This window comes from Haloarcula sp. CBA1131 (assembly GCF_008728975.1).
GTDB lineage: Archaea > Halobacteriota > Halobacteria > Halobacteriales > Haloarculaceae > Haloarcula > Haloarcula hispanica.
The window spans coordinates 2766234-2791518 of the sequence record NZ_RPCY01000001.1 but is presented as its reverse complement, the minus strand read 5'-3'; the positions used below and the strand labels follow the sequence as shown (position 1 = coordinate 2791518).

29 protein-coding genes are annotated in these 25285 nt (G+C 64.6%); 13 read left to right on the top strand and 16 right to left on the bottom strand.

Translation table 11 applies throughout. The features are described 5' to 3' along the window. Nucleotides 1-84 precede the first annotated feature (84 nt). Entirely contained in the window at nucleotides 85-1053 is a 969-nt protein-coding gene (locus tag Har1131_RS14205; RefSeq protein ID WP_014039650.1) for a hypothetical protein, read from the top strand. A 10-nt stretch (nucleotides 1054-1063) separates the two neighbouring features. Here Har1131_RS14205 and Har1131_RS14200 read toward each other — a convergent pair whose 3' ends face one another. The 4 genes from Har1131_RS14200 to Har1131_RS14185 form a co-directional block, all read right to left on the bottom strand. Next, nucleotides 1064-1738, bottom strand: a complete 675-nt coding sequence (locus tag Har1131_RS14200; protein WP_050037615.1) for an MBL fold metallo-hydrolase — start codon at nucleotides 1736-1738, stop codon at nucleotides 1064-1066. Nucleotides 1739-1812: 74 nt separating this feature from the next. Next, nucleotides 1813-2637: an aldo/keto reductase gene (locus Har1131_RS14195; protein ID WP_050037616.1), complete on the bottom strand. Its 825-nt coding sequence runs from the start codon at nucleotides 2635-2637 to the stop codon at nucleotides 1813-1815. Nucleotides 2638-2720: 83 nt separating this feature from the next. Then, a complete protein-coding gene (locus Har1131_RS14190) occupies nucleotides 2721-3683 on the bottom strand; it encodes a hypothetical protein (protein WP_050037617.1) in 963 nt (320 codons plus the stop codon). 204 nt (nucleotides 3684-3887) lie between these two features. Then, nucleotides 3888-4862, bottom strand: coding sequence for a molybdopterin-binding protein (locus Har1131_RS14185; RefSeq protein WP_058990877.1), 975 nt, complete (start codon nucleotides 4860-4862; stop codon nucleotides 3888-3890). Nucleotides 4863-4974: 112 nt separating this feature from the next. On the opposite strand from Har1131_RS14185, the gene Har1131_RS21840 reads away from it, so the two are divergent. The 3 genes from Har1131_RS21840 to Har1131_RS14175 all read left to right on the top strand — a co-directional run bounded on the left by Har1131_RS21840 (nucleotide 4975) and on the right by Har1131_RS14175 (nucleotide 7370). Beyond that, nucleotides 4975-5139: a hypothetical protein gene (locus Har1131_RS21840; RefSeq protein ID WP_023843142.1), complete on the top strand. Its 165-nt coding sequence runs from the start codon at nucleotides 4975-4977 to the stop codon at nucleotides 5137-5139. A 128-nt stretch (nucleotides 5140-5267) separates the two neighbouring features. Continuing rightward, on the top strand, nucleotides 5268-5588 hold the full coding sequence (locus Har1131_RS14180) for a hypothetical protein (protein ID WP_014039655.1): 321 nt from the start codon (nucleotides 5268-5270) through the stop codon (nucleotides 5586-5588). Between the two features lie 42 nt (nucleotides 5589-5630). Beyond that, entirely contained in the window at nucleotides 5631-7370 is a 1740-nt protein-coding gene (locus tag Har1131_RS14175; protein WP_151146932.1) for a histidine kinase N-terminal 7TM domain-containing protein, read from the top strand. 10 nt (nucleotides 7371-7380) lie between these two features. On the opposite strand, the gene Har1131_RS14170 is transcribed toward Har1131_RS14175, so the two are convergent. The 3 genes from Har1131_RS14170 to Har1131_RS14160 all read right to left on the bottom strand — a co-directional run bounded on the left by Har1131_RS14170 (nucleotide 7381) and on the right by Har1131_RS14160 (nucleotide 9417). Next, nucleotides 7381-8079 (bottom strand): SDR family NAD(P)-dependent oxidoreductase, encoded by a 699-nt coding sequence (locus Har1131_RS14170; protein WP_050037618.1) that lies wholly within the window; start codon nucleotides 8077-8079, stop codon nucleotides 7381-7383. A 91-nt stretch (nucleotides 8080-8170) separates the two neighbouring features. After that, nucleotides 8171-8734 (bottom strand): NUDIX domain-containing protein, encoded by a 564-nt coding sequence (locus tag Har1131_RS14165; RefSeq protein ID WP_008310591.1) that lies wholly within the window; start codon nucleotides 8732-8734, stop codon nucleotides 8171-8173. 47 nt (nucleotides 8735-8781) lie between these two features. Continuing rightward, the gene (locus Har1131_RS14160; RefSeq protein WP_008310589.1) at nucleotides 8782-9417 is read right to left on the bottom strand and encodes a helix-turn-helix domain-containing protein; all 636 of its coding nucleotides are present in this window, start codon (nucleotides 9415-9417) and stop codon (nucleotides 8782-8784) included. A gap of 193 nt (nucleotides 9418-9610) precedes the next feature. Here Har1131_RS14160 and Har1131_RS14155 point away from each other — a divergent pair, with 193 nt between their 5' ends. From Har1131_RS14155 to Har1131_RS14140, 4 genes are all read left to right on the top strand, one after another. Beyond that, nucleotides 9611-10024: an SRPBCC family protein gene (locus Har1131_RS14155; RefSeq protein ID WP_174878656.1), complete on the top strand. Its 414-nt coding sequence runs from the start codon at nucleotides 9611-9613 to the stop codon at nucleotides 10022-10024. Nucleotides 10025-10136: 112 nt separating this feature from the next. Further along, nucleotides 10137-10442: a CGCGG family rSAM-modified RiPP protein gene (locus Har1131_RS14150; protein ID WP_008310586.1), complete on the top strand. Its 306-nt coding sequence runs from the start codon at nucleotides 10137-10139 to the stop codon at nucleotides 10440-10442. Next, a complete protein-coding gene (locus Har1131_RS14145; protein WP_050037619.1) occupies nucleotides 10443-11516 on the top strand; it encodes a radical SAM/SPASM domain-containing protein in 1074 nt (357 codons plus the stop codon). 65 nt (nucleotides 11517-11581) lie between these two features. After that, nucleotides 11582-12229: a helix-turn-helix domain-containing protein gene (locus Har1131_RS14140; RefSeq protein WP_023843143.1), complete on the top strand. Its 648-nt coding sequence runs from the start codon at nucleotides 11582-11584 to the stop codon at nucleotides 12227-12229. Nucleotides 12230-12247: 18 nt separating this feature from the next. On the opposite strand, the gene Har1131_RS14135 is transcribed toward Har1131_RS14140, so the two are convergent. The 5 genes from Har1131_RS14135 to Har1131_RS14115 all read right to left on the bottom strand — a co-directional run bounded on the left by Har1131_RS14135 (nucleotide 12248) and on the right by Har1131_RS14115 (nucleotide 15698). Then, nucleotides 12248-13408, bottom strand: coding sequence for a hypothetical protein (locus Har1131_RS14135; protein ID WP_151146928.1), 1161 nt, complete (start codon nucleotides 13406-13408; stop codon nucleotides 12248-12250). Nucleotide 13409: 1 nt separating this feature from the next. Continuing rightward, nucleotides 13410-13643 (bottom strand): DUF2249 domain-containing protein, encoded by a 234-nt coding sequence (locus Har1131_RS14130; protein ID WP_008310578.1) that lies wholly within the window; start codon nucleotides 13641-13643, stop codon nucleotides 13410-13412. Between the two features lie 126 nt (nucleotides 13644-13769). After that, complete coding sequence (locus tag Har1131_RS14125; RefSeq protein WP_008310576.1) at nucleotides 13770-14066, bottom strand: hypothetical protein; 297 nt, start codon at nucleotides 14064-14066, stop codon at nucleotides 13770-13772. Nucleotides 14067-14094: 28 nt separating this feature from the next. After that, the gene (locus tag Har1131_RS14120) at nucleotides 14095-14373 is read right to left on the bottom strand and encodes a winged helix-turn-helix domain-containing protein (protein WP_004593670.1); all 279 of its coding nucleotides are present in this window, start codon (nucleotides 14371-14373) and stop codon (nucleotides 14095-14097) included. A gap of 203 nt (nucleotides 14374-14576) precedes the next feature. Further along, on the bottom strand, nucleotides 14577-15698 hold the full coding sequence (locus tag Har1131_RS14115; protein WP_014039664.1) for a pyridoxal phosphate-dependent aminotransferase: 1122 nt from the start codon (nucleotides 15696-15698) through the stop codon (nucleotides 14577-14579). A gap of 467 nt (nucleotides 15699-16165) precedes the next feature. On the opposite strand from Har1131_RS14115, the gene Har1131_RS14110 reads away from it, so the two are divergent. Continuing rightward, a complete protein-coding gene (locus tag Har1131_RS14110; protein ID WP_225308124.1) occupies nucleotides 16166-17782 on the top strand; it encodes a S8 family serine peptidase in 1617 nt (538 codons plus the stop codon). A gap of 218 nt (nucleotides 17783-18000) precedes the next feature. Here Har1131_RS14110 and Har1131_RS14105 read toward each other — a convergent pair whose 3' ends face one another. From Har1131_RS14105 to Har1131_RS14100, 3 genes are all read right to left on the bottom strand, one after another. After that, nucleotides 18001-19164: a thiolase family protein gene (locus Har1131_RS14105; protein WP_050037621.1), complete on the bottom strand. Its 1164-nt coding sequence runs from the start codon at nucleotides 19162-19164 to the stop codon at nucleotides 18001-18003. A 436-nt stretch (nucleotides 19165-19600) separates the two neighbouring features. Continuing rightward, nucleotides 19601-19756: a hypothetical protein gene (locus Har1131_RS21835; RefSeq protein WP_014039667.1), complete on the bottom strand. Its 156-nt coding sequence runs from the start codon at nucleotides 19754-19756 to the stop codon at nucleotides 19601-19603. Nucleotides 19757-19802: 46 nt separating this feature from the next. Continuing rightward, the gene (locus tag Har1131_RS14100; protein ID WP_151146922.1) at nucleotides 19803-20570 is read right to left on the bottom strand and encodes a MarR family transcriptional regulator; all 768 of its coding nucleotides are present in this window, start codon (nucleotides 20568-20570) and stop codon (nucleotides 19803-19805) included. 81 nt (nucleotides 20571-20651) lie between these two features. Here Har1131_RS14100 and Har1131_RS14095 point away from each other — a divergent pair, with 81 nt between their 5' ends. Next, entirely contained in the window at nucleotides 20652-21389 is a 738-nt protein-coding gene (locus tag Har1131_RS14095; RefSeq protein WP_007189005.1) for a metallophosphoesterase, read from the top strand. 37 nt (nucleotides 21390-21426) lie between these two features. Next, complete coding sequence (locus Har1131_RS21830) at nucleotides 21427-21582, top strand: hypothetical protein (protein WP_004593663.1); 156 nt, start codon at nucleotides 21427-21429, stop codon at nucleotides 21580-21582. Between the two features lie 38 nt (nucleotides 21583-21620). On the opposite strand, the gene Har1131_RS14090 is transcribed toward Har1131_RS21830, so the two are convergent. Next, nucleotides 21621-22874, bottom strand: a complete 1254-nt coding sequence (locus tag Har1131_RS14090; protein WP_191907482.1) for an NAD(P)/FAD-dependent oxidoreductase — start codon at nucleotides 22872-22874, stop codon at nucleotides 21621-21623. An 83-nt stretch (nucleotides 22875-22957) separates the two neighbouring features. Here Har1131_RS14090 and Har1131_RS14085 point away from each other — a divergent pair, with 83 nt between their 5' ends. Then, nucleotides 22958-24130, top strand: a complete 1173-nt coding sequence (locus Har1131_RS14085) for a pyridoxal-phosphate dependent enzyme (RefSeq protein WP_050037624.1) — start codon at nucleotides 22958-22960, stop codon at nucleotides 24128-24130. Between the two features lie 88 nt (nucleotides 24131-24218). Further along, on the top strand, nucleotides 24219-25232 hold the full coding sequence (locus Har1131_RS14080) for an alcohol dehydrogenase catalytic domain-containing protein (RefSeq protein ID WP_151146916.1): 1014 nt from the start codon (nucleotides 24219-24221) through the stop codon (nucleotides 25230-25232). Nucleotides 25233-25285 lie beyond the last annotated feature (53 nt).

Sequence of the window (25285 nt, the reverse complement as noted above, 5' to 3'; positions counted from 1 at the left end):
CCTCTTGCTGTTGAAGGGCATAATTTAACATATTCTTCGACGGATTTAATAGATAGATTAAGAGAGTAACTACCGGATACACCTATGCTAGCGATTCAGGCCGTGACGGAACGACCGCTGTTGCTGCAAGCGAACGTCGCTAATAGAATTGCCAAATATCTGTCAACACTTATCGCCGACGGCGTATCGGCCGTCGGGACGATACTGATTGCGGCAGTCATCCTCGCCATCGGCTACGGGGTCGGCGAGTACCTCGACAGCGCGGTGTACGACTGGACGCTCGAACGCGGGCTCGACGACCGCGCCGAGGAAACGCCGGTGTCTGCCGTCACAGCGGAGTCGGACCCGGTCGCGTCCGCAGCAGGTCTGCTCGCCCGATATCTCGTCTATCTGGTCGCTGTTCTTGCGGCGGTCAGAACGCTGAACATCAGCGAGCTCCGGACGCTTGCCGCGACGCTGTTCGGGTACGTTCCGAACATCGTCGCCGCCGCAGTGTTCCTGGTCGTCGGGTTCGGTCTCGGCCGACTGCTGGGCACGCTCGTCCCCGGCCTCGTCTCCAGTCCCGGTATCACGGAGAACTTCCCGGAAACGCACCTCGGACAGCTGCTCGACGCTGACAGCGGCACCGTTGGCAGAGTGGCTGGTCTAGTCGTCGAGTACTACGTCTACGCGGCGGCCGTCTACGTCGCTGCGGCGACGCTCACTATCGCTCCCGTCGCGGCCCTGCTCCGTGATGGATTGACCTACGCGCCGACCCTGGTCGGTGCCCTCGTCGTCCTCGTTCTGGGGGCACTAGTTGCTGATCACGTCGCCGACGTGATCACGTCGGTCGATGCCGCCGAAGAGTGGGTCTCGAAGCCGCTCCTCTCGGGAACGCTGCAGGCGCTCGTCTACCTGTTTACCGCCGTTATCGCGCTCAACCTCGCGGGCGTCGACTCGCTGCTGCTCGCCGTGTTGTTGCTCGCGGTCGTGTTCCCCGTCGGGATCGGGTTCGCGCTGGCGGTCGGGCTGGGCGGCCAAGACTTCGTGGCCGGCCGGCTCAGTAGCGACTAGGCCAGCCGTTTCACAGCGTCGCTGCCAGCTTACTGAGTTTCGCGGAACCCCCTTCCTCGAAGGGGACGCCGTGGCCCGGCACAGCGAGTTCAAACCGCGGTGCGCGCTCGGCGAAGTCTCTGATACTCCGAGCAACGGCGTCGGTATCGTAGCTCACCAGCCACGGCGAGGGCTCGAAGCGGCCGCTGTCCTCCCGGACGAGGTCACCCAGCAGTCCAAGCGAATGGTCTTCGCTGACGTAGCAGACGTGCCCCGGCGTGTGGCCAGGGGTATCGTAGACAGTGAAACTGCCGACGGTGTCGCCGTCGGCGAGGGGGACGACGTCGTTGTCCGGCGCGTCGAGGAACGGCGAGACGAGTCGCTGGAACGCTCCCTTGTGGTTGCCCAGCGGCGGAGCCTGCTCGCCGGTGACCAGCGGGGCGTCCCGCTCCCTGACGTAGATAGTCACGTCGATGCCGTCGAAGGCCGACAGCCCGCCGACGTGGTCGAGATCGAAGTGCGTGAGGAGGATGCGGTCCAGGTCCCGGAGTTCGTAGCCGGCGTCGCTCAGGCCGGCGATGAGCGCGTTGCCGTGCCAGGGAAGCCCGGTGTCCACGAGCGTTAGCGCTCCGTCGTCGTCGACGAGCGTTGCGTTGACGCCCGTGAGGTCGTACCACCAGATATCATCGGCGAGCGCCGTTACCATAGCGCGGGGTTGGAACGGCGGCGTCAAAACGCTTGACGAATCGGTGTGACCGCAGAACCAGTCAACTGTGGTGCTCAGAACGGCAACTGCGACCGGACGAACTGCACGCCAGTCTTGACCTTCGACGGGTCCCGGATCCGCTCCATCTCCGCGTCGGTGAGTTCGAAATCGAAGACAGCCATGTTCGCTTCGAGGTGGTCGCGGCTGGACGCTTTCGGAATCGCGGCCACGCCGTCCTGCTGGACCAGCCACCGAAGCGCGACCTGCGCCGGGGATTTCCCGTACCTGTTACCCACTTGGACGAGCGCGGGGTCGTCGAGGACGCCGCCGCGGGCGAGCGGGCTGTAGGCAGTCAGGAGCACGTCGTGGATGCGACAGTAGTCGAGTAGCTTCCGCTGGTCCCAGTAGGGGTGGTACTGCACCTGGTCGGTGAAGATAGGGGCCGCGGAGATGTCCCGCGCCTTGTCCAGCAGCGACGGCGAGAAGTTGCTGACGCCGATGTGCCGGACCAGCCCCTCCTCGACGAGGTCGTTCATCGCCCCGAGCGTCTCCGACAGGGATGCCATCCACGGGGTGTTCGGCCAGTGGATGAGCAGGAGGTCGATGTAGTCCGTTCCCAGTTTGTTCAGGCTCTCCCGCGTCGACCGGCGGACGCTCCGCTCGTCGCGATTGGAGCCGTCGAGCTTCGTCGTCAAGAACACGTCCTCGCGGTCGACCGCGGCGGCGTCCATCCCCAGTCCGACCTGCCGCTCGTTGCCGTACGCCTGTGCAGTGTCGATGTGGCGATAGCCCATATCCAGCGCCGTTTCGACGGTTTCACGGCAGGACTGGCCGGTGAGCTGCCACGTCCCGAGGCCGAGTGCGGGGACCGACGTACCCTGGACCTGAATGTCGTCCATGCAGGGTGTTGGAGGGGGTCGGTGAAAAGTCAGTGGCTCCGGCGCACCGCGGTCTCGAACCGGCCTGCCCTACTGTACCGTCGCTACTGCTCCAGGATAGTCCCGCCCGAACCGACCGCGATGTCGGTGCCGCCGCGGACGATGGCTTTCAGGTTCTCGCCAGCGGGCGTCTGTTCCTGGGTCCAGCCGCCATCGCCGAGGGCGTACACCTTACCGCCGCCGACCGTGTAGCCGGTGCTGTCGTCGCCGGTGACCTCGATGTCACGCAGGCCGACGTCGCCCGTGTCGGTCGGCGTCCACTCGGACCCGTTCCAGTGGAAAATCATCCCGCCACCGCCGGAAACCCACACGTCATCTGGGCCGTCGGAGTCGACGCCGTAGAAGTTGACGTTGGCGTCGGCGAGGCCGATCTTGTTCCACGTCGAGCCGTCGTCGGTGGCGAAGACGCTCTTGTTGCCGTCGACGATGTGGCCCGAGCGCACGCCGTGGAAGTCGACGGCGTTGATGGCCGACCCGGAGCCGGGCGTGGTGTAGTCCCACGTCTCGCTCGCGCCGTTCTCGAAGCTGTAGTACATCTTGCCGGAGTCGCCGGCGACGTAGACGTTCGCCTCGCCGGCGCTCCCGGTCACGGACACGTCGTTGAAGTTGTTGGTCACGTCCATCGGGGCGCTGTGGTCGGTGAGGACGCCCGATTCCACGTCGTACTCGCCGATAGCGCCCGAGGCACCGACGAACCAGAGGGCCTTGCCGTCGTCGGTTACATCGGCCCCGTAGAGGCTGTTCCCGTTGCCGGTCGGGCCACCGCCGATGACCTTCTGCCAGCCCCTGCTAGTCCGTTCGAGGACGATACCGCCACCCGCCACCGCGTACGCGCCGGTGGCCGTGTATTCGACGTCGTGGAGGGTGTTCCCGGTCGGGGACTCGACGGACTCCCAGGGACCGGCCGCCGCAACCGTCCCGGAGATGGCCGCCCCACCCAGTGCAGCTGCAGCTGTCGCGCCGATACCCGTGAGCACGCCGCGTCGTGTCGCGTTGCGATCGGACATGACACACGAGCCTGTGGGCTGTCTCTACTTCAATGGGTGACGGAGTTAACGACTTTTCACGCCGCTTTAAACGTTTAAACGGCCGATATTCGGGAGAAAAGCCGTCGGAAGTGGGAAAATTAGCGACCTGGGACGAACCGGAAAATATCACGTTAAGCCGGCTAAACGGTCACAAGACTGATACCGCGAGTTCGTCGTGTCGGCTCAGGACAGGTCAGCGACGAGAGACGGAGCTTCGGCCGCGATGATCTCGTCGATAGCGATACGAACCGCTGCCGGGTCCGCGGGCAGGCAGAACACCGGCGTCTCTCCAGCGATCCCGGCAGTCGCACGGATGGCGATGACACCGGTTCCCTGCTGTTCGAAGAGGAGGCTCCGGTACACTTCCTCGAACCCCGGCAGGGCCTTTTCGAACAGTGGGTGGACTGCTTCGAGCGTCTGCGCCGACGGGGCGACGCCGAGGCCCCCCGCGGTGACGACGACCTCCACGTCGTCGCGCCCGACTAGTCTGTCGACGGCACCCTGAATGCCGTCGTAGTCCCCTCGCAGGCGCTCGCGGGCGGTGACCGTCTGTCCGGTCGCTTCGAGTGCTGTCTCTACCGCCTCGCCCGTCGGGTCGCCCGTTTCCGTCGCTGTCCCGACCGTGACGACGGCGGCGGCAACCGACTGTTCTTGCGACGCGTCGTCCCGTGGGACTGTCTGCGCTGGTGGTTCATCCGCTGTCGGCGGCGTCTCAGCCTGCGATGTGTTTTCCGGTGGATCGCCTGCCTGTGTCTCAGAAAGGGGGTCTTCGTGGGGGCCCTCGTCGGGTCGCTCCGCCCCGCCGGCCCCTTCAGCGTCCTGTGTTTCGGCGGCTGGATGGCTGCTTTGCTCTACCGCCTCGTCGATTCGTTCTGCGACGGCGCTGTCGGCTTCAGGCTCCGACGTGGAGCCGTCACCGTCCCCCGTCACGTCGTCCGCCGCAGAAGTCTCCGTTCCGTCACCCCCACTTGCTTCTCTGTCGTTGTTTTCCGCTGCTGTATCCGTTGCTTCGGTTGGCTCTGAACTGGCGGCCTCGGAGTCGGTATCGACTGCCGCGGATTCCTCGTCGTCTCCCGTTTCGCCCTCGTCCTCGTCTGTCTCGTCGTCTTCCCCGTCGGTCGGACCCCGGCGTGTGTCACGGGACTGGAAATCCACCATACTACTCCATCGGTCGCGGTCGATAAATACCCTGACGACCGTTTGCGGGACTGCAATGTATATAATATCTGAAAACGGTAGGCTTAAAATATAGCGATATGAAACAAAATGTATGGCTGGGAGCTACCACGTCGTCTGCCATGAGTGTGCGTTCGAGGGACTGTACGAAGACTCGTCGGTCGCGGAGGGCCAGCGGGACGCACACGCTTCATCCAGCGGGCATCGGATGAGCCTGCGTGACATCTCGAGCCAGGAAGCACCTGGTCTGTCGCAGTAGCGGGACCGTTAGCGTTTTGCGCTCGCTTGCCTGATGCCGAGACATGCAGCCACGTTGTTTCGTCGGTACTCCCGGGGGAGGTCCCATCGTGACGCACCGTTCGAGCGGGCGCGACGGGGTGCGTGCCGATGGCTGACGACGAGTCCGGCTACGTCCACCGTCCCGACACGGAGCCACAGTCCGCAAACGCCCCATCTGCGGACAGTGAGACGGGTACGGAAGCCGCCGACGGTCCCGAGTTCGGGACGAGCGGCTGGATTCTGGTCGGGATGATCGGCGTGGCGTTCCTGTTCGTCCCCGGCGCAATTTTGCTTTTGCCGTCCGCACAGGGCGTCATCAGCAGTTTCGGGCTCACGCTCCGGGACGCATATCTCACACTCCCGCTCGTTCCGGCGTTCGTACTTGGTGCCCTCGCCGTGTGGTCCGCGGTTCGCTCGCAGTCGAAGTGACCGAGAATAGTTATATCAGGGACGCCATTACTACGCTACTGAATGGTCCTGTCGCCGCTTACTGTCGTTTTATTGTCGGGTGTCGTCGGTATGGGCGTCGCCTTTCTGGTGTGGCTCCACCGGGACCGGCCGGGCGCAGGACCGCTGGCAGTGTTCGTCGTTGCGGCGAGCCTCTGGGCCGTGACGTACGGTATCGAGCTCGCTGTGCCGGGATTGGCCACCATGGAGCGACTCGTCCAGGTGCAGCTGACGCTCTCGGTAATCATCCCTGTCGCGTGGCTCGTGACGGTTATCGAGTACACGGGGCATCCACACTGGCTCACCCAACGCCGAACAGCGCTGTTGCTCGTCGAACCGGCGGTGTTTGTCACGCTCGTGTGGTCGAATCACGCCCACGAACTCATCTGGTCCGGTCATGGGACACAATCCGTCTCCGCATCGTCGGTGGCGCTCGCTCCCGCGTACGAAGTCATGTACTGGGGGCACATGTCCTACATACTGCTGTTGATTCTCGCCGGCGGTGTCCTCCTGTTGCGGATGCTGTTCCGGTCGAATCAGGTGTTTCAGGGCCAGGGGATCGCACTGTTGCTCGCCATCGCCGTCCCGACGGTCGTCCAGTCGCTGTTCGTGCTCGGTGCGCTACCGACTCCGTTCAACCCAACAAGTCTCGGGTACGTCGCCTCGGGGGCGGTCCTCTCAGTCGCCATCCTCCGCGGGCAACTGCTCGACGTGGCACCGGTGACCCGGGAACTGGGCCGGGAAGCGATCTTCACCGAAATGGACGACCTGGTCATCATCGTCGACGACGAGCGCCGCATTGTCGATGTCAACGCGGCTGCTACGGCGCTGTTCGACGGCGACCAGGACGCGCTGTTGGGCCGTTCGCTACCGCATACAGTACCTGCACTCGCCGAGGCGGTCCCTGGCCCCGGTGAGCGAACGCAGACCGAGACGACCCTCGAACACGAGGGCAGCGTCCGGTACTACGACGTGCGCGTGATACCGCTGTACCGCGCGTACGGCGTCGTCTCGGGCCACCTCATCAGCCTCCGAGATATCACGGAGCGACGACAGCGCGAGCAGCGGCTGGACGTGCTCAACCGCTTGCTCCGTCACGATATCCGGAACGAGATGAACGTCGTCAAAGGGAACGCGGACCTGCTCCGGGACACAGCCGACGCCGACGAACGCGAGCGACTCGACCGTATTATCAGCACAGTCGACGACATCGTCGACCGCAGTAACAAGATCGGCCGAGTCACCGAGGCCCTGGAGACCGAACAGCACAGCCCGACAGCGCTCCAGAGGCTGCTGGAATCGGTCGTGAGCGATGCTCGGGACCGCCGCCCCGACGTGGCGATCACGCTCACCTGCGAGGATGATCTCTGGATACAGGGCGGTCCGTCGATCCTCATCGCACTAGAGGAACTGGTCGAGAACGCCGTCGAACATCAGGCGACCGATGGGGGTCCTGTCGAAGTCGAGATTACGGCGACGCGGACCGACGGAACGCCGGGCGTCCGTGTGGCCGTTCACGACAACGGTCCCGGTATCACCGACCACGAGCGCGAGGTCATCCGCTCGGGAACCGAAACGCCGCTCAAACATGGCTCCGGCGTCGGGCTCTGGCTCGTCAACTGGATCGTCCGAAACCTCGGCGGCCGGATGTCGTTCCCCGATACGGCCGAGCCGGGAACGACTGTGGAACTGCAACTGCCGGCGGCTGAGCCCGCCCACGCGACAGACGAGCCAGCGACGGCCGGAAGCGAGAACGCTGACTGATCGCGGCTGCCTACCACTCGATTTCGGCCCTATCGCGCCAGAACCGCCCGCTCGGTGCATCGGGTCGGAAGCGAGCGAGCCAGACTGGCGTCTCAGCCCCCTTTTCGGGCGTCCGTGGAGCGCTCCCCTCGGTCATGTCCGTCTGGACGTAGCCCGGGCACACCGAGTTGGCGATGAGGCCGTCGGCCGCGTACTCGCCGTCGAGGTACTTCGTCAGTCCGTTGACGCCCGTCTTCGAGATGCGGTAGGCCGGCGTGCCGCCCGACTGGCTCTCGGTGATGGCTCCCAGCCCGGAGGCCATGGTGACGACACGGCCGCCCTCCTCGGCCAGCAACAGCGGGAGGGCGTACTTCGTCATGAGGACCGCCCCCCGGAGGTTCGTGTCGAGGGTGTGGTCGATAACATCTGTCGGCATCTCGTCGAGCGGCTCCCGTGAGTCCATCACGCCGGCGTTGTTGACCAGCACGTCGAGCCGTCCCTGCTCACGCTCGATGCGGTCGACCGCGGCGACCATCCCGTCGTCGTCGGTCACGTCGAGTTCGATGGCCTGGCGGTCCGTGGCCGCGATGTCGCCGGTATCGCGAGCGCCGGCATACACCGTTGCGTCGAGGTCGACCAGCCCGTCGGCGATTGCCTTCCCGATGCCCCGCGTGGCTCCGGTGACGAGTACGACCTGACCGTCGAGAGAGTCGTACAGCGGAACGTCCATACCCGGGGTTGGGTGGCCGGGCCGAAAAGGAAACGGGTCGGGGCGGCGTCACTGCGATGCCTGCCGCCCGCGCTGATGCTGACCGTCGGCGTTACCGTTCCTCGTCCCGGCGCATCGCGATCTCGAACCAGGGACAGAGGCGGAGCTGGCGGTAGTACTCGGGATGTTCACGCAGTCGCTCGTAGGGGACCCACATGAGGCCGTCGACCTCTTCGGGGTTCGGTTCCAGCGAGGTGTCGTGGAGCGTGGCCTGCAGCACCGCACACACTTCCCATTCGAGGCCGGCGTTCTCGTAGTAGCGCTTGTACTCGAACCGGTCGGTCACGCGGAGGTTCTGGTACTGCGAGGGGTCAATGCCCAGTTCCTCCTCGAGTCGTTCCTCGGTAGCTTCGACCTGTGTCTGGCCCTCAACTGGGTGGGAGGCGACGGTGCCGTCCCAGTGGGTGTCCCAGAGGCGTTTGTTCGCCGCGCGCTGGGCGAGCAGAATCCGATCGTTCTCGTCGAACAGCAGGGCAGTGAACGCGCGGTGGCGAACCCCCTCGCCGGTGTGGGCGTCGAGCCGATTGACCAGCCCCTCCTCGTTGTCGTCGGCGTCCACCGCGATGACCTCCTGTCGGGCGTTTTCGTGCGTCTCGTCGACCGCGTCGGAACTCATATGTCGTACCTCTCACAGAGGCGCGTATTACGCGCTTCGACTTCCCCTCACCGCGCGGGGAGGTCCGAGACGAACTGTTTCAGGATCTGCTCCTCCGCGCGGTGGAGGGTTTCACTGCAGGTCGACTTCGCGATACCGACGCGGTCCGCCAGTTCCGTTAGCGAGCACTCCCGCGGCGTGTCGTAATAGCCCGCGTCGATGGCCTCCTGTACCAGTTCCAGTTGGCTCTCGGTGAGCACCTGCTCGGTTTCGAGGTGTTGCTGGATGCGGTCGACGCTGAAGGAGATGCCGAACTCCTCCAGTTGCTCGCCGAGTTCGGAGAGCCGCTCCTGTGGCGCTGATATCTCCCAGACGGCCTCGCCGTTGGACAGGGTAAACGGCATCTCAAGCGGGACGCCCGAGCCCTGGACTGGGAAGAGCAGGAGCGGCATCGACGTCTCGAACTGAATCAGCGCGCTGTCGTCCCGGTGTGAAAGTATCTCAAGGGTCGTGACCGATTCCCGGTTCTCGATATCACGGAGAACCGCTGGGAGGTCGTCCGATGTGATCTCCGCGAGCCCGACACCGGAGTCCTCGCCGGGGAGCGCAGACAGGATGCGAAACGTCGCGTCGTCGTACGCTCGCGAGATGTCGCCGATCCAGATCTCATCCGGAATCGTGAGCGTGAGTTCAGCGTGTGGCATTGGTGTATCCGAATATATTCGCCCGACCCCCGCGTCCGTAATCCCGAACATGTTCGCATAGTCGTGATGGGGATAAGAAACTTGGGGAGTGGTGTCACACACTATCACCACGAGATCAGGTCGCGCAAAACCATTGAGCCGAACATCTCCGGGTATGGCGAACGCTTATTCCGCCGGCCGCTGGCCGTCCGGTATGGAACGCGTCTCGCTGACTCGGACGGTCCCAGCCGACCCAGAGACAGTCACCGACCTGATAACTGACGTGGAGCCGTTTATGCTTGCGGCAGGGTTCGACGAGGTGACACTCGACGGGGACGACCTCGGCATCACGAACCGTGTCGGACTCTTCGAAATCGAACTGGACCTCGAAATCGTCGAAACTGACGCAGTGCTGCGGTACGAGCAACGGCAGGGCATCTTCGAGTCAATGATGACGGAGTACACGGTCGAGGCCGTCGACGGCGGGACTGAAGTCACGGCGACGACGGAGTACAGCGCGCTCGACCTCCCGGTGCTCGGCGAGATGATCGATTCGACCGTTATCTCACGACAGCGCAAGAAGGAACTGAACAAGCAGTTCGACTGGCTGGTCGAACGGGTGTCGTAGCAATACGTGTGATAAAGTCGCTCAGACGAATTCCTCTCTGCAATCCGTTGTGTATAATAACCCGAACATCTTCGGGATAGGACCGAGGGACGCCCGCCGTCAACCGGTACATATGAGCCATTCCCACGAGGACGTGCCTCCGGTTACAACCGAGGTTCACGACAACTCTTGGTCGGCGAACCTGGAGACGCCCGCACACGCCGAAGACCCCGATGTTGTCGTCGAACAGGCCATCGACGCCGTCGAGATGACGACGGCTGGGAACCACGTCAATCTGGTGAGCCACGCCGACCACGGCCACCCGGAAACCTACCTGTTCGATGCGCTGGCGGAGGCGTTCGGCGAGACCATTTCAGTGGAGTACGTCCAGCAGTGTGGCTGTGGGGGCCACGTCACCCGCGTCCATCGGGAGGCATAGATGCGGGGGAAACTCGACCTCGACGAGCAGCCGCTCGTGCTGATCTGGGAGGTGACGCAGGCCTGTGAACTGGCGTGTAAACACTGCCGGGCCGACGCCCAGCCGCGCCGCCACCCCGACGAGCTATCGACGGCGGAGGGGAAGGCACTGCTGGACCAGGCCCGCGACTTCGGCGACGGCCAGCTGGTCGTCCTCTCGGGCGGGGACCCGCTCGCCCGCGAGGACCTCCCGGAACTCATCGACTACGGGACCGAGCAGGGCCTCCGGATGACGCTGACCCCAAGCGGGACGAACTCGATCACGCGGGACCGACTGGCCGAACTCGACGACGCCGGACTCCGGCGGCTGGCCCTGTCCATCGACGGCGGCGACAGCGAATATCACGACACGTTCCGGGGTGAGTCCGGGAGCTTTGAGGCGACGATGGCGGCCGCCAAGGCGGCCCGTGACCTCGACATCCCGCTGCAGATAAACACCACCGTCTGTGCTGAGACGGTCGAGCAACTGCCGGCGATCCGGGACCTCGTCGCGGACCTCGATGCGGTGCTGTGGTCGGTGTTCTTCCTCGTCCCGGTCGGTCGCGGGCGGGTCCTGACGCCGATTGCCCCCGAGCGGGCCGAACGCGTACTGTCGTGGCTCCACGAGGTCAGCGACGAGGCACCGTTCGGCCTCAAGACGACCGAAGCGCCCCACTACCGGCGCGTCGCGATGCAGAAGCAGGACGAGGGAGCCAGCGGGCTCAAACGCCGGATGGGTATTCGTGCTGGCAAGGGGTTCGCCTTCGTGAGCCACACCGGCGAGGTGTTCCCCTCCGGGTTCCTTCCGAAATCGGCGGGCAGCATTCGAGAGGAAAGCGTCGTGGACATTTACCGGGACTCACCGCTGTTCCAGCAGCTCAGGGACGACGACGCGCTGACAGGCAAGTGCGGGGCCTGCCGGTACCGAACAGTCTGTGGCGGCAGTCGGTCGCGAGCGTACGCGACGACGGGGGACCCGCTGGCGGCGGACCCCCTCTGTGATTATCAGCCGGATGGGTTCGAGGGGTCGGTTCCCGATCAGCACCCAGCAGATTGAGGGGGTTTTTCACTCCGTGGGAACGCGCCTCGCCCGTTTTGTAATGTGGTGTCACAGTAACTCATATGAGCGACTCCGGCATTAGAGTGGAGCTGTCGGTCGACACCCCTGGGGCCTGTCCGGTGGCGAGCGTCTCGGACGAGGCGGGCGCGGCCGTGACCGACGTCGCCCGAAGCAGCCCAGATGAAGACGGGCAAGTCATCGAAGAGTTCACCGCGACGGGCACTGACGAAGGGGCAATCGAGGCCCGGGAGGACATGGACAAGGTGTTCGCGACGGGCAACGGTTCCCGCTACCAGTTCTCACGGTCGCGAACTGAGTGCGTCTGCGAGGCGGTCGAAACATACGACTGTCCGGTCGCTGATATCCGCGCCGAGGGCGGACAGCTCCACCTGACCTTCCACGCTCCCGATGTCGACCGGGTGCGCGCTATCGTGACACGGCTGAAAGAACTGTACGACGGCGTCTCGCTCCGGTCGATGCGGCGGAACGGCGACGTTGACCCGGTGGACTCGATCCTCGTCGACCGAAGTAAACTCACCGACCGGCAACAGGAGGTACTCGAAACCGCCGTCGAGATGGGGTACTTCGAGTATCCGAAAGGGGCCAACGCCGGTGACGTGGCGTCGGAACTGGATATCTCCGTCTCGACGTTCGCTGAACACCTCGCAGCCGCCCAGACGAAACTGCTCGACAGTATCATCGCGGAGTAGGCCCACAGCGCGTCGCTACTACTGCCATCGACGGGCGAACGCCGCTAACAGGAGATACGTATAGAGAAGTGCACCGAGAGCTCCAGCCGCTGTGCCGACCGATATTATCCAGCCGAACCGACCGATAAGACCGAGTAGCTGAACGCCGAGCCCACCACCGAGCAGTCCAATCGTCACCAGCGCTGTCCGGTCGTTCGCGTAGGGCCAGACGCCGACCGCCGGTGGGTAGAACTGGAATGCCGCCCCGACCACGGTGAGTCCGAGAAAGCCCGCCAGCATCGCCCGATAGTGTGCGCTGACCAGCGCCGGGCTCCGACCGGTTGCGGCGATAGTCAGTCCGAGTCCGATACCGACGACTCCGGCCACGACCGCCACCAGCACCACGTAGAACCCGACGCGACGGCGCTCCGACCGCAGGAAGAGCCCGATATACGACAGCGCAAAGCCCACGACTGCGATTGCTTCCATGATGCCACCGATGAGGAGGAGTCGACGGTCGAACAGTCCGAAGCCCAGCAGCGCGGGACCGACAGCGCCGGCAACGATGACAACCGTAACGACCGGTCGCGGCGCTTCAGCGACCAGAAACCGGGGAAACAGGCGGAAGCCGACACCGAAGACGAACAGCGCGGCCGTCCCCGCAGCGAGCAAGTGCGACAGTTGCTGGGGGAGCATCGACTCGAAGCCGGCAGTGGTAGCGAGCGCGCCACCGGCTGCGAGTGCGAGGTAGCCGAGCGCTATCGGGACCGCGACGTTGGCGGTTCGGTCGACCGGCTCCCGATGGGCGTTTGGACCGCCGGTCCCAGTCGCCGCGCCGGTGACGTTGCCGCGAATCGTCCACCCCACCGTCCCGAGAAACACCGCGACGCCGCCTGCCCAGAGCGTGGTTCCGACGGGCTGGAGCCACGGTGGACCGAACGGCGCGAGCGCTAGCCCTGCTGTACCGAGGACGGACAGCGGGAACTGCACGGCCGGCCCCCGATCCCACGCGAGGTCCCGGTTGAAGTACGACGGTACGAGCGCGTAGGCCTTTCCGAACAGGACGTGCAGGACGAACCCGTACAGGCCGAGCGTGACGACGACGCGGCGGGGCGCGGCGACCGCCATCGCGGCGTGGAAGCCGACGAAAAACAGCGCGCTGGCGGTGACGAACCACCGCGAGACGCGCTCGGGACGCATCTCACTCCGGCCGGATCGTGACGTGCCACTCCTCGTCGGCGACCTGTTCCGTGTCGTACTGGTATCCCTTTCTCGTGAGAACGTCGTACAGCGGCACCGGTTCGAAACTGTTCACCAGCCGGAGCGCCTCGCTCTCGCCGACGGAATCGAGGGCGTTCATGATCTGTTCGAACGGTTCTCCGTCGACGTCCCGAACGTCGAGTTCCTGTACCGACTCCTGGTGATCTGTGCTCATACGTTCGACGACGGTCCCTGCCAGTCAGGCGCTTGTCCCGAACGTGTTCGTCTTCGTGGCGGTACAGTACTCGTGGTCCGAGCCCGAACGAATCGCCAACACCACTGCGGGACTCCCGGTATCGCGCTACCGCAGCGTGGTGTAGCTCAGTCCAGCAATCGCGACGAACTGCAGCGAGCGCAGGACCAGCACGGCCTGCTGGACGTGTGGATCGCCGGCGTAGAAGCTCTGCATCGAGAAGAAGAAGTAGACCGCGATGGCGTTCTCGGCGAGCATCGCGACGGCGAAAGCGATGAGACCGGCGACGAGTCCCGTCCGGAACGTCGCGTAGTTGCGGACCCAGACGCCAAGCAGCGGGAGCAGCAATAGGACGTTGAGTCCCGCGAGCGCTGCCGCGGCAGTGATGAGCGGTCCCATCGCCATCAGCGACACCTCTCTATATCTGTCCCCGTCATTCGTCCATCTTCTCCACGATTTCCTCGAAGGTATCGCGGTAGTTGTCGAACCGGTCGGTCAGGAAGTAGAGTTTGGCGTACTCCTCGTCGCCGGACTCGACTACGTCGTGGTCCTCAAGCTGTTCCATGTGATGCCTGATCGTCTTGTAGCCCACGTCGAGTTCGTCGGCGAGTTCGTTGGCGTTCATCGGTCGGTCCGAGAGGGCGTCGATGATACGCGCCCGGTTGGCGCCGCCGCGCGTCGCCGTCAGCAGATACCAGAGCGCTTTCTCCATCCCACTGTCCTCCCGGGACCTGCGTCTGCCCGTCGTATAGTCCTGTCTCTCCCCGTCGAACAGCGCGCTGGACTCGGATGCATATGCCACGATGGGATACGAGAGCCAAGACAGGCGGCAAATAAAGCGTTTCTTCGCACTCTCTTCCGAGACTGTTCCAATTTCGGGGCGACTGTCCGCGTCGGCTGCTGACTGCTGGCCACTCAGCGAACCGCCGCCGTCGCGTCGGCCATGATGTCGATGGCCTCCTTCAGCGTCTCCATGTCCGTCGCGTAGGAGATTCGGGCGTAGCCCGCGCCGTGCTCGCCGAAGGCGTCGCCGGGAACGACTACGACGCCGCGGTCGATGACCTCGTCCACCCAGCCGTCGGGGACCTTCGGCATCGCGTAGAACGCGCCCTTGGGCGTCGGACAGTCGAGTCCCATCTCGTCGAGGCCGTCCAGCAGCACGTCCCGGCGCTCCTGGAAGGCGTCGCGCATCTCCGAAACCTGGTCTTGCGGCCCGCTCAGTGCTGCCTCGGCGGCGTACTGGGCCGGAGCCGACGCACAGGCCTGCGCGTACTGGTGGACGCGCAGCATCCGCTCGATGCGGTCGGTCGCGCCGGTGACCCAGCCGAGCCGCCAGCCCGTCATCGAGTAGGCCTTCGAGCAGGCGTTGACGACGACGACGTTGCCCGTGTCGCTGAACTCCGCCGGCGAGCGGTGCTCGCCCTCGAACACCTGGTGTTCGTACACTTCGTCGGAAATACACAGCACGTCGTGCTCGTCGGCAATGCGGGCGAACGCCCGCATGTCTTCGGGTGACTGCACCGCTCCAGTCGGGTTCGCCGGGGAATTGACGACGAACGCTGCCGTGTCGTCGGTGATGGCCTCCTCGACGGTTTCGGGGGCCATCGTGAGGTCCTCACGCAGCGGGACCGGTCGCGGCGTCCCCCCGGCCAGATGGGTCAGCGCGTCGTAGGAGACGAACCCCGGGTCCGGGAAGATGACCTCCTGCCCCTCGTCGACGTGGGCCTCCAGCGCAATGTGCAGCGCCTCGCTCCCGCCCGAGGTGGCGATGATGTCCCCGGGGTCGACGTCGAGGTCGTTGTCCCGCTTGTGCTTGGCGGCGATTGCTTCCCGGAGTTCCTCGGTTCCCTTGTTCGACGTGTAGGCGTCGACTTCCCCTGCCTGAATTGCCTCGACGGCCGCCTGTCGGGCGTGCTCCGGCGTCGGGAAGTCCGGCTGGCCGAGGCCGAGGTTGATGGCGTCCTCGCCCGCCGCCTCGAACACTTCGCGGATGCCAGAGATCGATACCTGCTCTACCCGCCGGGAGAATCCAGTCATATTCTGTTTGGGGGCGGCCGGCCCGATAATTCTTCCTTGTGCTGCGGTAGCATTAGCGGCGTCCGTCTGTTCTGTCGCTATTGCCGACCGGTATAAACTATTGCAACGTTCATAACTATACCTTTATATATAAGAAAACAAGATAAACGCGTATTTATAAAGTAGCATATATAATTTTGTTTATTAGACACCGGGCTGCATGAGGAATTATATATTAATTTTATAACCCACCCATATTTATTGGGAGTCGGATGTCCCGACATACCCTACCGAAACCGTCCAGAAGATCAGTTATCAAGGCACTCGGCTCCGCTGTAACCGTCGCAGCTTTTGGTGGAGAAGCCACCGCATCACAGGAATCTGATACAGAAGAGTATCTGATCGGTGTGACAAATGACAGGAACGCTTCAGATGTTCATAACAAAATAAAAGAACGGTCTGACCTCGAACAGCTCGATATTATCGACGTGAACGAGTCACTTTCGTATCTTCGCTCAGCAGTCCCGCAGAAATTCAAGAGCGAAATCCTTCCGACAGTCGAAGGAATTGACGGGGTCAAATATACGGAATTCAACCACGTTCGCGAGCCGATCGCCACGGTTCCGAACGATCCGAAGTTCGACAGCCAGTACGCGCCACAACTGGTCAATGCCCCGAAAGCATGGGACATTACGTTCGGAAGCGAAGACGTCACCATCGCCGTCATAGACACCGGTACAGATTACACCCATCCCGACCTCGACGGGCAGTTCGGGAGCCAGAAAGGACGGGACTTCGTCGACAACGACGACGATCCCGCCCCGCAATCCGCTCAGCACGGGACACACGTCTCCGGTATCGCTGCCGGCGAAACGAACGACGAAACCGGTATCGCAGGTGTCAGTAACTCCCGGCTTCTGAGTTGCCGTGCACTCGGCCCGAACGGGGGCCGAACCGCCGATATCGCTAACGCCGTCCAGTGGGCGACTGAGCAGGGGGCGGACATTATCAATATGTCTCTCGGTGGCGGCGGCTACAACCAGACAATGAAAAACGCGGTCTCAAACGCGTGGGATCAGGGTGTTCTCCTCATCTGTGCAGCCGGGAATCATAAGGACAGTGATCCACCAAGCCAGCAGGACGTGTCGTACCCAGCGGCTTACGAAGAATGCGTCGCCGTTGGTGCCGTCGATAGCAACAAGAGTCCGACCGAGTTCTCGAACTACGGCGCGAAGGTCGACATTGCGGCACCGGGCAATGACATACTCTCATCCGTTCCGGGGGGAGACTACGCTCAGTTCCCCGGGACGTCGATGGCGAGTCCTGCTGTCGCCGGCGTCGCTGCGCTCGGTCTCGACAAACATGATTGGTCCGTCAGCCAGACCCGACAGAACCTTCTCGACACCGCCCAGCCACTGGACGCAGACGGCCAGTTCGTCGGTTTCGGCCTCGCGGATGCATACAACTTCGTAACCGCCGGTGGCGGAACCGAAAACGAACCGCCGATCGTGACGCTCAACGACGATTCACGAACTGTCACTGTGAATAAAGAGATCATATTCGATGCCAGCGGCTCCCGTGATCCCGACGGCTCGATAACGAACTACCGCTGGGAGTTCGGCGACGGCTCTGAACCCATCGAGGGTACGGACGCGACGGAGGTCAGCCACACGTACACCAGTACCGGCGACTACACCGTCACCGTCACTGTGACTGACAACGACGGTGCCGAGGCGACCACGTCAGTCAGCGTCTCCGTCACCGATGAATCGAAGGACCGTCTCACCGAAGAGTTGTCCGGGTCACTCGATGGGATGCTCGATTATGACAAGCAGACGTACTCCCTCAAGACGGAGTCGCCCATGCAGCTGATCCTCAGCCTCGATGGCCCATCTGACGCCGACTTCGACCTCTATGTCTCCTTCGACGGTCGCACGCCCACTCCGAACGACTACGACCGCGCGTCCTATACGCAGGACAGTAGCGAACAGATAATCATCGACGACTTCTCACAGGTCAGCGAGATCGGCATACTCGTGTATGTCTACAGCGGAAGCGGAGACTACACACTCACACTGGAGGAAATCGGAAAAACGGGCTCGTAATCTAATTGCTGTTCTCTCGTTTCGACTGGTCCCGTACGTAGCGCTCCTCTCGCTCTTCCACTTTCAGTTCAGCGGGATTTCACGCTGGCTTTGACATCGCAATTGCGCCACCGCCACCGACGCTCACTCGCCTCGCCGCTGGCGGGGCCTACCGGACCACGGACATCGCAATTGCGCCCCCACCGCCGACGCTCACTCGCTTCGATGGCGGCGGTTCATTAGCGAACCACAGACATCGCAATTGCGCCACCGCCACCGACGCTCATCCCCACGATACCGCGGTGATGATCCGCTCGCTCCATCGCGTACAGCATCGTGGTCGTGAGGATACCGCCGCTGGCTCCGATAGGATGCCCGAGCGCCACCGCGCCGCCGAGGGGGTTGTGCTTCTCGGCGGGGATGTCGAGTTCGTCGGCGACGTACACCATCTGCGCGGCGAAGGCCTCGTTGAGTTCGAAGTGGTCCACGTCGGCGACGGAGAGGTCGTTGCGCTCAAGCAGTTTAGCGACGACGTCCCGAACCGCGATGGAGAACTCCGACGGGTCGCGGTAGGCGACGGCGTAGTCCTCGACGTGAGCCATCGGTCCCAGCCCCTCGCGCTCTACCGTCTCGGCGTCGGCCAGCACCACCGCTCCCGCCCCATCGGAGAGTTTCGAAGCGTTGCCGGCGGTGATCGTACCGCCGTCTGCAAACGCCGGTGGGAGCGCCGCCAGCTGGTCTACCGTCGTGTCCGGCCGCGGTCCCTCGTCCTCCGTCACGAGGCCGTCAGCCGTTTCCACCGGAACGAGTTCCTCGGTGAACTTCCCGGACTGGATGGCCTCGCCGGCCCGGTGGTTGCTCCGCCGAGCGTACTCGTCCTGGGCCTCGCGGCTGATGTCGTGCTCGGCGGCGAGTTCCTCTGTCAACGTGCCCATGTGGGCGTCGTAGTGCTTGTCCCACAGCGAGTCCCAGATCATCGCGTCGACAAGTTCGCTGTTCCCGTGTCGGCGGCCGCCGCGCATGTCCGGTACGAGATACGGCGCGTTCGACATCGACTCCATGCCGCCGGCGAGACACACCGATGCCCGACCGGCCTCGATGCGGTCGGCGGCGGTCATAATCGCCCGCAGTCCCGACCCCGAGGCCTCGTTCAGCGTCGTCGCGGCGACGCTGTCTGGAAGCGGTGACTCGACGACGACCTGTCGGGCCGGCACCTGGCCGACGCCCGCCTGTACCGCGTTTCCGAGGCCGACCCAGTCGACACTGTCTTCGTCGACGCCGGTTCGGTCGAGCAGTCCCTCGACGGCTGTAGTACCGAGCTCTATCGCGCTTCGCTCTGCGAGCCCTCCCAGCAGTTCACCGTGTGCGGTGCGTGCGCCGTCTACCAGAACCACATCCGTCATACGGCCTACATGAACCTGAGCCTACAATACTGTTCGCCCGACGATGGACGGCGTCTTACAGCGGGAGCAAGGCGAAAGCCCACCCCTTCAGGGGTGTGGATGAAGCCGACAACCCGGCAGCTTCGCCTGTAGCCTCACTCAGCCGGAGTTTTATAACCGGTGACACCGTATGCATGACCACACCGAGGCGGATCAGCCGCCCAGATAAACGGATAATATCGGGATTCGGGCCACGCTACGTCCAAAAGAATCCCTTTCGGGCCGCTGGCTGTGGATTCCGACACACGGTAACTCTGAATCCCCATACCGGGGATAGGAGTAACGGCGGCTTGGCCCCGCCAGGAGTCCGGTCATGCCGACCTGGCTACAAACCTGAAACTCCCAACCTAGCGGTGCGGTGCCGCGGGAATCCCGCGCCTTCAGGCGTGGGAGGAGGTCAATCCTCGGTTGCCGTCCGCAGTTCCTCGATAGCCGTCTCCAGTCGCCGGAGCGTCGCATCAGCGTCGGTGTAGCCTTGCTCGTACTCGCCGTAGGCGTCGTCGGCCTCGTTCAGGAACGCTTCGACGGCGTCGTGCATCTCGTGGTCGCTCATGGCTGTCCCGACGGTAGCCGACCGGAAAAGTCCCGCTACTTGCTGGTTACTGCGTCACATCGTAGTCGACGCTCGCGTCGCGGAGGGCGTCGGTCACACGACCGACGGTGTCTTGTGTCGCCACGACGACAGCGTCGAGTCCCCGTGATGCGGCAGCAGCGGCCACCTCGCCCGCCGCGAAGTGCGTCGTCGGTTCGATGTCGGCATCGCGGAGCGCGACGACGGACTCGACGCCTGCGGCGGTGACGATGGGGGCGTCCGCACAGGCCGCGGCGATGTCGTCGACGTTCTCGACCGGCCCCGACCGGACCGGCGGGACCTGTATCACGCTGACGTGGCCGGGGTTGAGGTCGATGACGCCCTCGAAGCCCGTGACGCCGACGACCTCGCCTTCCGCGGCGCTGGTCGTGGTCACGCCCGTCGCGTCGCCACCGCCGGGATGGGCGTGTAACAGGCCGTCCGACAGCGAGAGCGTCACCGTCTCGCCTTCCGCCAGGTCCGCCGTGGCGATGGCGGCGTCCTCCTGCACGCTACCGAGCACGTCGTCGGTGACGTGGTCGGCGAACCGGCGCACGTCGGTCGCGGACTGGAACACCCAGTCGACGCCCTCCTTCGTGACGCGGTAGCGCGACCGCCCTTCCTTCTCGACTAAGCCGTCGTCGACGAGTTCACGGATGTACTCGCTGACGGCCTGGCTCGTCACACCGACAGCGTCGGCGATTTCGCCCTGACTCACTGCGGGCTGGCGCTCGGCGATCTCCACGAGGACCCGAAACCGCGTCGCGGCCCGCTTGTTCTCCAGGACGTCGACCATACAGGAATCACGGGAGTCGCAGGTAAAAATACCACCGACACTGTCAGGCCGAGATATTCGGCTGCAGTCCGGCCACCTGCGATGTGTCTCGTCCCCATGCCCGACAATATAAGCCTCCCCGGTGCTGACTGGACGGCGATGACAGCCAGCTACGACGACCGGGCGCTCCTGCTTGGGGAGACGCTCGTCGTCGCGGATCTCCACGTCGGCCGGGGTACTGGCGGGAATCTCGAACTGCCGGTCGGGTCCGGTTCGGACATGGTCCAGCGGTTCCAGTCGCTCGTCGAGCGCCATGACCCAGCGGAGGTCGTTATCGCCGGCGACCTCCTCCACTCGTTCCGGACCGTCCCTCGGTCGGTCGAGAGCACCGTGGCAGGGCTCAAAAGCGCCTGTCAGGCGGCCGGGGCTCGCCTGCTTGTGACGCCGGGTAACCACGACACGATGCTCGACAGCGTGTGGGACGGCCCGACCGAAACGACGTATCGCGTCGGCGAAACCGTCGTCTGTCACGGCCACGAGGCACCCGACGTTGATGCCGACCGCTACGTCGTCGGGCACGACCATCCCACCATTTCCATCGAGGGTCAGCGCCAACCCTGCTATCTCGTCGGGAGCGGCCAGTACCGCGGCAGCGACGTGGTGATGCTCCCGTCGTTCAACAGGCTGAACGCCGGCGTGGAGGTCAACGAGATGCGGGCCAGCGACTTTCAGTCCCCGCTCGTTACTGATGCCGACCGATTAGAGCCGGTAGTCTGGGACGAGAGCGGGCGCGAGACGCTGTCGTTCCCGCCGCTGGGTGAGTTCCGGCGCATGCTATAACGGTAAGTATTTGACCCGCGACGGTGGACGCTGGAATATGGTTCAGACAGAAATCGCGCTGGGTCTCATCGCGATTACGCTGCTCTCGCTACTGCTGCTGTACTTCGCGACGATAAAGTACGTCTCTGAAGTCCTCGAAGGAGAGGGGCACGAACAAGAGGGAAACACGAATAGCGGCGGTCCGGCCGCATAGGCCGCCGGCCCTCTTTTGCAGTCGTATCGGCGTTTCTCTTATCGAAGCAGATCGGCGGCGACCTTGCCGCTTTCCAGCGCACCCTGTATCGCCGACCAGCGGGTGTAGTCGCCCGCCAGGACGGCGTTGCCCTCTGGCGCTGTCGGGTCCGGGAGCGCGTCCCGATACCCCGGCGGCTGAGCGAACTGTGAGAGCGGGACGCGGTCGGTCCGGAGCAGTTCCAGCGCCTCGAAGCTCGCGTTCGGATACCACGACTGCAGCGCCGCCCGGACTTCAGCGGCCAGTTCCGCATCGCTTTCCTCCGGCGTCCCGAGGAATGTGGCGCTGTACAACTCCATCCCAGCGGGCGCGTACTCGCTGGCGACGGCCGACAGCGGCGCGACGGTGTTCGGTCGGTCGTCCGCCGCGTTGAGGATGATGCGCTGTCCGGTCGTCGGCGCGCGGTTTGTCGGGAGCGCGAAGTACTGGGTGACACAGCCGACGGGCTCGGTCGGGATGGCGTCGATGTCCGTCAACTCCGCCGCGGTCTGCGGGTCCGTCGCGACGACGGCGCTCTCGGCTGACACCGTCTCGTTGCCCACTTCGGCAGTGACCTCGTCTTCGTGGGTTTCCAGGTCCGTCACGGCCGCGTCGGTTTCGATGGTCGCGCCCGCCGAGCGAGCGCGGTTGGCGAGCTGTCGCGGCATCGCCTGCATCCCGTCGGCGGGGACGAATATCTCGCCCTCGCTCAGCATCTTGTAGGTGTACTCGAAGATGCTGCTGTCGGTTCCGAGCGAGCGGTCGAGCGTGATGCCACCGTAGAACGGCGCGGCGAACCGCTCGACGAACCGCTGTGAGAAGCCGTAGTCGGCGAGGTACTCCCGGATGGTCCGCCCGTCACGGGAGAGCAGTTCGACGGGCTTGACGTTGGCCAGTTCGCGCTGCAGCCGGAACAGCCGGAGTTTGTCGGCCGTGCGAACGTCCGTGTTGAGTAGTGTCTGTGGTGCTGCCGAGGGATTGCGGAGCGGGTCCGACAGCACCGAACGGTGGTTCGGGCTGGCGATTGTCGCCCCCGGCGTGAACGTCCGCGGCGACAGCGCCTCGATGTCGAGTTCGCGCTTCGCCGCGGGGTAGGCGGTGAACATGACCTGAAACCCGCGGTCGAACGTGTAGCCGTCTTCGTGGGCCGTCCGGACGCGACCGCCCACGTCCGAGCGCTGCTCGAAGACTGTCACGTCTCGGCCCGACTCGGCCAGGTGCCGGGCGGCGACCAGTCCGGCGAGCCCGCCCCCAGCGACGACGACATCTGTCATACCTCCCAGTTCGGCCGCCCGGGACAAGAGCGTGCTGAAGCGGGACCGGACCACACTTGGTTGTCCCGTCCACAGAGAGAACCATGGAGACGACTGCGGCGTTTCGCGGCCTTATCTGCACGGCGTGTGGCGAGGAAACCGACAGCACGAGCGACCGCTGTCCCGACTGCGGCGGCGTTCTCGTCGGCGACTACGGCGTTCCGGACCTGACGCCTGCGGACCTGCCAGACACGACCGGACCCGGCCGCTACGAGCCGCTGCGGCCGTTCCCGCAAGACGCGACCGTGACGCTCGGCGAGGGGGCGACGCCGCTGGTCCCGGTTCCGGATCTGGCAGAGGAACTCGGCGTCGACTCGGTGTACGTCAAAGACGAGGGGCGCAATCCGACGGCCTCATTGGGCGACCGCAAGCTCTCGCTCTCGGTCACTGCCGCAGCGCAGCGCGGGGCCGAGCGCGTCACGACGCCATCGACCGGCAACGGCGCACAGGCCAACGCCGCCTACGCGGCCCGCGCGGGCATCGAATCGAAGGGGTTTGTCCCCTCGCGGTGTCCGTTCCTCAACAAGGCGATGGTGAACGTTCACGGCGGCGACATGCGCGTCGTCGAGGGCCGGTACGACGACGCCGTCTCGGCCTTCGAAGAGGAACGAGCCGAGGCGGCCGACGGCTTGATCCCGGTCGCGCCCGGCCATCCCTTTCGAATCGAGGGAGCCAAATCCGTCGCGTTCGAGACGGCCGACGACCTCGACTGGACGGTCCCCGATGCCGTGGTCCACCCCACCAGCCACGGCGAGACGCTCGTCGGCCTCGAACGCGGCTTCCGGGCAGCGGCCGACAGCGGGCTCACGGACTCAGTGCCACGAACCTACGCCGCACAGCCGGACTCGACGGCCGCCATCGCCGACGCCGCACGCGAGGGGGCGAGCGAACCGGCCACCATCGAGCACCCCGACACTATCGTCGGCCCGCTGGAGGTGCCCGACCCCGCCGCCGGCGCAGCGGCGCTGGACTCGCTCGACCGCTCGGGCGGCGACGGCGTTGCCGTCTCGGACAAGGATATCCTGGCCGGTGCCGTCGACGGCTGTGAGATGGGGCCGGAAACCGGCGCGACCGGGGGGACGGCAATCGCCGGCGCGAGAGCGCTGGCTGACGAGGGAGCTTTCGACGATGACGACGTCGTGGTCCTCGTGAACCCCGTCGCCGGAAGCAAGGAGGCGGACCTGCTGCGCAGTCACCTCATGAGCCAGGGTATCTGAGGGCACGGTCGGCCGGAACGTTGGCCGTCGTGGCACACCACTGCATACTTCGGTGTTGTTTAGCCCGTCGTGGCACTACCCAGACCCGATGCGCGTCGCAGCGTTCAGCGAACTCACTGGCCCGGACGGCGTCTCGATTGTGAACCAACCGACTCCCGAACCCGACCGTGGCGAGGCGGTGGTCTCCGTCGAAGCGTGTGCCATCAACCGCCACGACCTCTGGGTTCTGGAAGGGGATTCTGCGATGGTCGACACCGACGACTTGCCGTTCGTCAGCGGACTCGACGTTGCCGGAACCGTCGACGCCGTGGGCGAGGGCGTTACCGCTCTCGAACCCGGTGACCGAGTGGTACTCTGTCCGAACGAGACCTGCGGGACGTGTCGCTACTGCCGCGAGGGGCCGGAGAACCTCTGTGAGAACTTCTCGCTGTACCACGGTGGCCTCGCCGAGGCGGCCCGCGTCCAGGCCGACCGCCTCGTCAGGCTCCCCGACGGCGTGGGAACGGTCGACGCGGCCGCGCTTCCGACGGCCTATATGACTGCCTTCCACATGCTCCGCCGGGTTGACGCCGGACCGGGCGACCTGGTGTTCATCCCGGGCGTAACTGGCGGTGTCGGCGTCGCAGGCGTGCAACTCGCGTCCGTTCTCGGTGCTCACAGCGTCGGGACCTCGTCCTCACAGGCGAAACTGAACCGGGTCGAATCGCTCGGCCTGGACTACGCCATCGAGAGCACCGACCCGGACGAGATTCGAGCGGCGGTCACCGACATCGGAACCGTCAACGGCGTGCTCAATCACCTCGGTGGCGAGTACACGCAGCTCGGTCTTGACGTTCTCCAACGTGGCGGCAGCATGGCCGTGTGTGGACGGACGGCCGGTGGCACATCCGAGATCGATATTCCCGACCTGTTCCTCGGCCACAAACGTATCATCGGGAGTACGATGGGGACCCAGGGCGACCTGGAGCGACTCGTCGGCCTCGTCGCCGACGGCGACCTCACCCCGGAAATTGATGCAACGTACCCGCTCGAAGAGACCGGTACGGCGTTTGCGGCGATGCAGGACCGCGATGGCGTCGGGAAGCTCGTCGTGACGCCGTAGTCACCCCAGCGACCCGGGACGGTGTTTCTCCGGACCGATTCCGGTGGAAACGG

Coding starts and splice junctions, on each gene's coding strand:
- Har1131_RS14205 (WP_014039650.1), top strand. CDS start 85: ATGCTAGCGATTCAGGCCGTGACGGAACGACCGCTGTTGCTGCAAGCG.
- Har1131_RS14200 (WP_050037615.1), bottom strand. CDS start 1,738: ATGGTAACGGCGCTCGCCGATGATATCTGGTGGTACGACCTCACGGGC.
- Har1131_RS14195 (WP_050037616.1), bottom strand. CDS start 2,637: ATGGACGACATTCAGGTCCAGGGTACGTCGGTCCCCGCACTCGGCCTC.
- Har1131_RS14190 (WP_050037617.1), bottom strand. CDS start 3,683: ATGTCCGATCGCAACGCGACACGACGCGGCGTGCTCACGGGTATCGGC.
- Har1131_RS14185 (WP_058990877.1), bottom strand. CDS start 4,862: ATGGTGGATTTCCAGTCCCGTGACACACGCCGGGGTCCGACCGACGGG.
- Har1131_RS21840 (WP_023843142.1), top strand. CDS start 4,975: ATGGCTGGGAGCTACCACGTCGTCTGCCATGAGTGTGCGTTCGAGGGA.
- Har1131_RS14180 (WP_014039655.1), top strand. CDS start 5,268: ATGGCTGACGACGAGTCCGGCTACGTCCACCGTCCCGACACGGAGCCA.
- Har1131_RS14175 (WP_151146932.1), top strand. CDS start 5,631: ATGGTCCTGTCGCCGCTTACTGTCGTTTTATTGTCGGGTGTCGTCGGT.
- Har1131_RS14170 (WP_050037618.1), bottom strand. CDS start 8,079: ATGGACGTTCCGCTGTACGACTCTCTCGACGGTCAGGTCGTACTCGTC.
- Har1131_RS14165 (WP_008310591.1), bottom strand. CDS start 8,734: ATGAGTTCCGACGCGGTCGACGAGACGCACGAAAACGCCCGACAGGAG.
- Har1131_RS14160 (WP_008310589.1), bottom strand. CDS start 9,417: ATGCCACACGCTGAACTCACGCTCACGATTCCGGATGAGATCTGGATC.
- Har1131_RS14155 (WP_174878656.1), top strand. CDS start 9,611: ATGGAACGCGTCTCGCTGACTCGGACGGTCCCAGCCGACCCAGAGACA.
- Har1131_RS14150 (WP_008310586.1), top strand. CDS start 10,137: ATGAGCCATTCCCACGAGGACGTGCCTCCGGTTACAACCGAGGTTCAC.
- Har1131_RS14145 (WP_050037619.1), top strand. CDS start 10,443: ATGCGGGGGAAACTCGACCTCGACGAGCAGCCGCTCGTGCTGATCTGG.
- Har1131_RS14140 (WP_023843143.1), top strand. CDS start 11,582: ATGAGCGACTCCGGCATTAGAGTGGAGCTGTCGGTCGACACCCCTGGG.
- Har1131_RS14135 (WP_151146928.1), bottom strand. CDS start 13,408: ATGCGTCCCGAGCGCGTCTCGCGGTGGTTCGTCACCGCCAGCGCGCTG.
- Har1131_RS14130 (WP_008310578.1), bottom strand. CDS start 13,643: ATGAGCACAGATCACCAGGAGTCGGTACAGGAACTCGACGTTCGGGAC.
- Har1131_RS14125 (WP_008310576.1), bottom strand. CDS start 14,066: ATGGCGATGGGACCGCTCATCACTGCCGCGGCAGCGCTCGCGGGACTC.
- Har1131_RS14120 (WP_004593670.1), bottom strand. CDS start 14,373: ATGGAGAAAGCGCTCTGGTATCTGCTGACGGCGACGCGCGGCGGCGCC.
- Har1131_RS14115 (WP_014039664.1), bottom strand. CDS start 15,698: ATGACTGGATTCTCCCGGCGGGTAGAGCAGGTATCGATCTCTGGCATC.
- Har1131_RS14105 (WP_050037621.1), bottom strand. CDS start 19,164: ATGACGGATGTGGTTCTGGTAGACGGCGCACGCACCGCACACGGTGAA.
- Har1131_RS21835 (WP_014039667.1), bottom strand. CDS start 19,756: ATGAGCGACCACGAGATGCACGACGCCGTCGAAGCGTTCCTGAACGAG.
- Har1131_RS14100 (WP_151146922.1), bottom strand. CDS start 20,570: ATGGTCGACGTCCTGGAGAACAAGCGGGCCGCGACGCGGTTTCGGGTC.
- Har1131_RS14095 (WP_007189005.1), top strand. CDS start 20,652: ATGTGTCTCGTCCCCATGCCCGACAATATAAGCCTCCCCGGTGCTGAC.
- Har1131_RS21830 (WP_004593663.1), top strand. CDS start 21,427: ATGGTTCAGACAGAAATCGCGCTGGGTCTCATCGCGATTACGCTGCTC.
- Har1131_RS14090 (WP_191907482.1), bottom strand. CDS start 22,874: ATGACAGATGTCGTCGTCGCTGGGGGCGGGCTCGCCGGACTGGTCGCC.
- Har1131_RS14085 (WP_050037624.1), top strand. CDS start 22,958: ATGGAGACGACTGCGGCGTTTCGCGGCCTTATCTGCACGGCGTGTGGC.
- Har1131_RS14080 (WP_151146916.1), top strand. CDS start 24,219: ATGCGCGTCGCAGCGTTCAGCGAACTCACTGGCCCGGACGGCGTCTCG.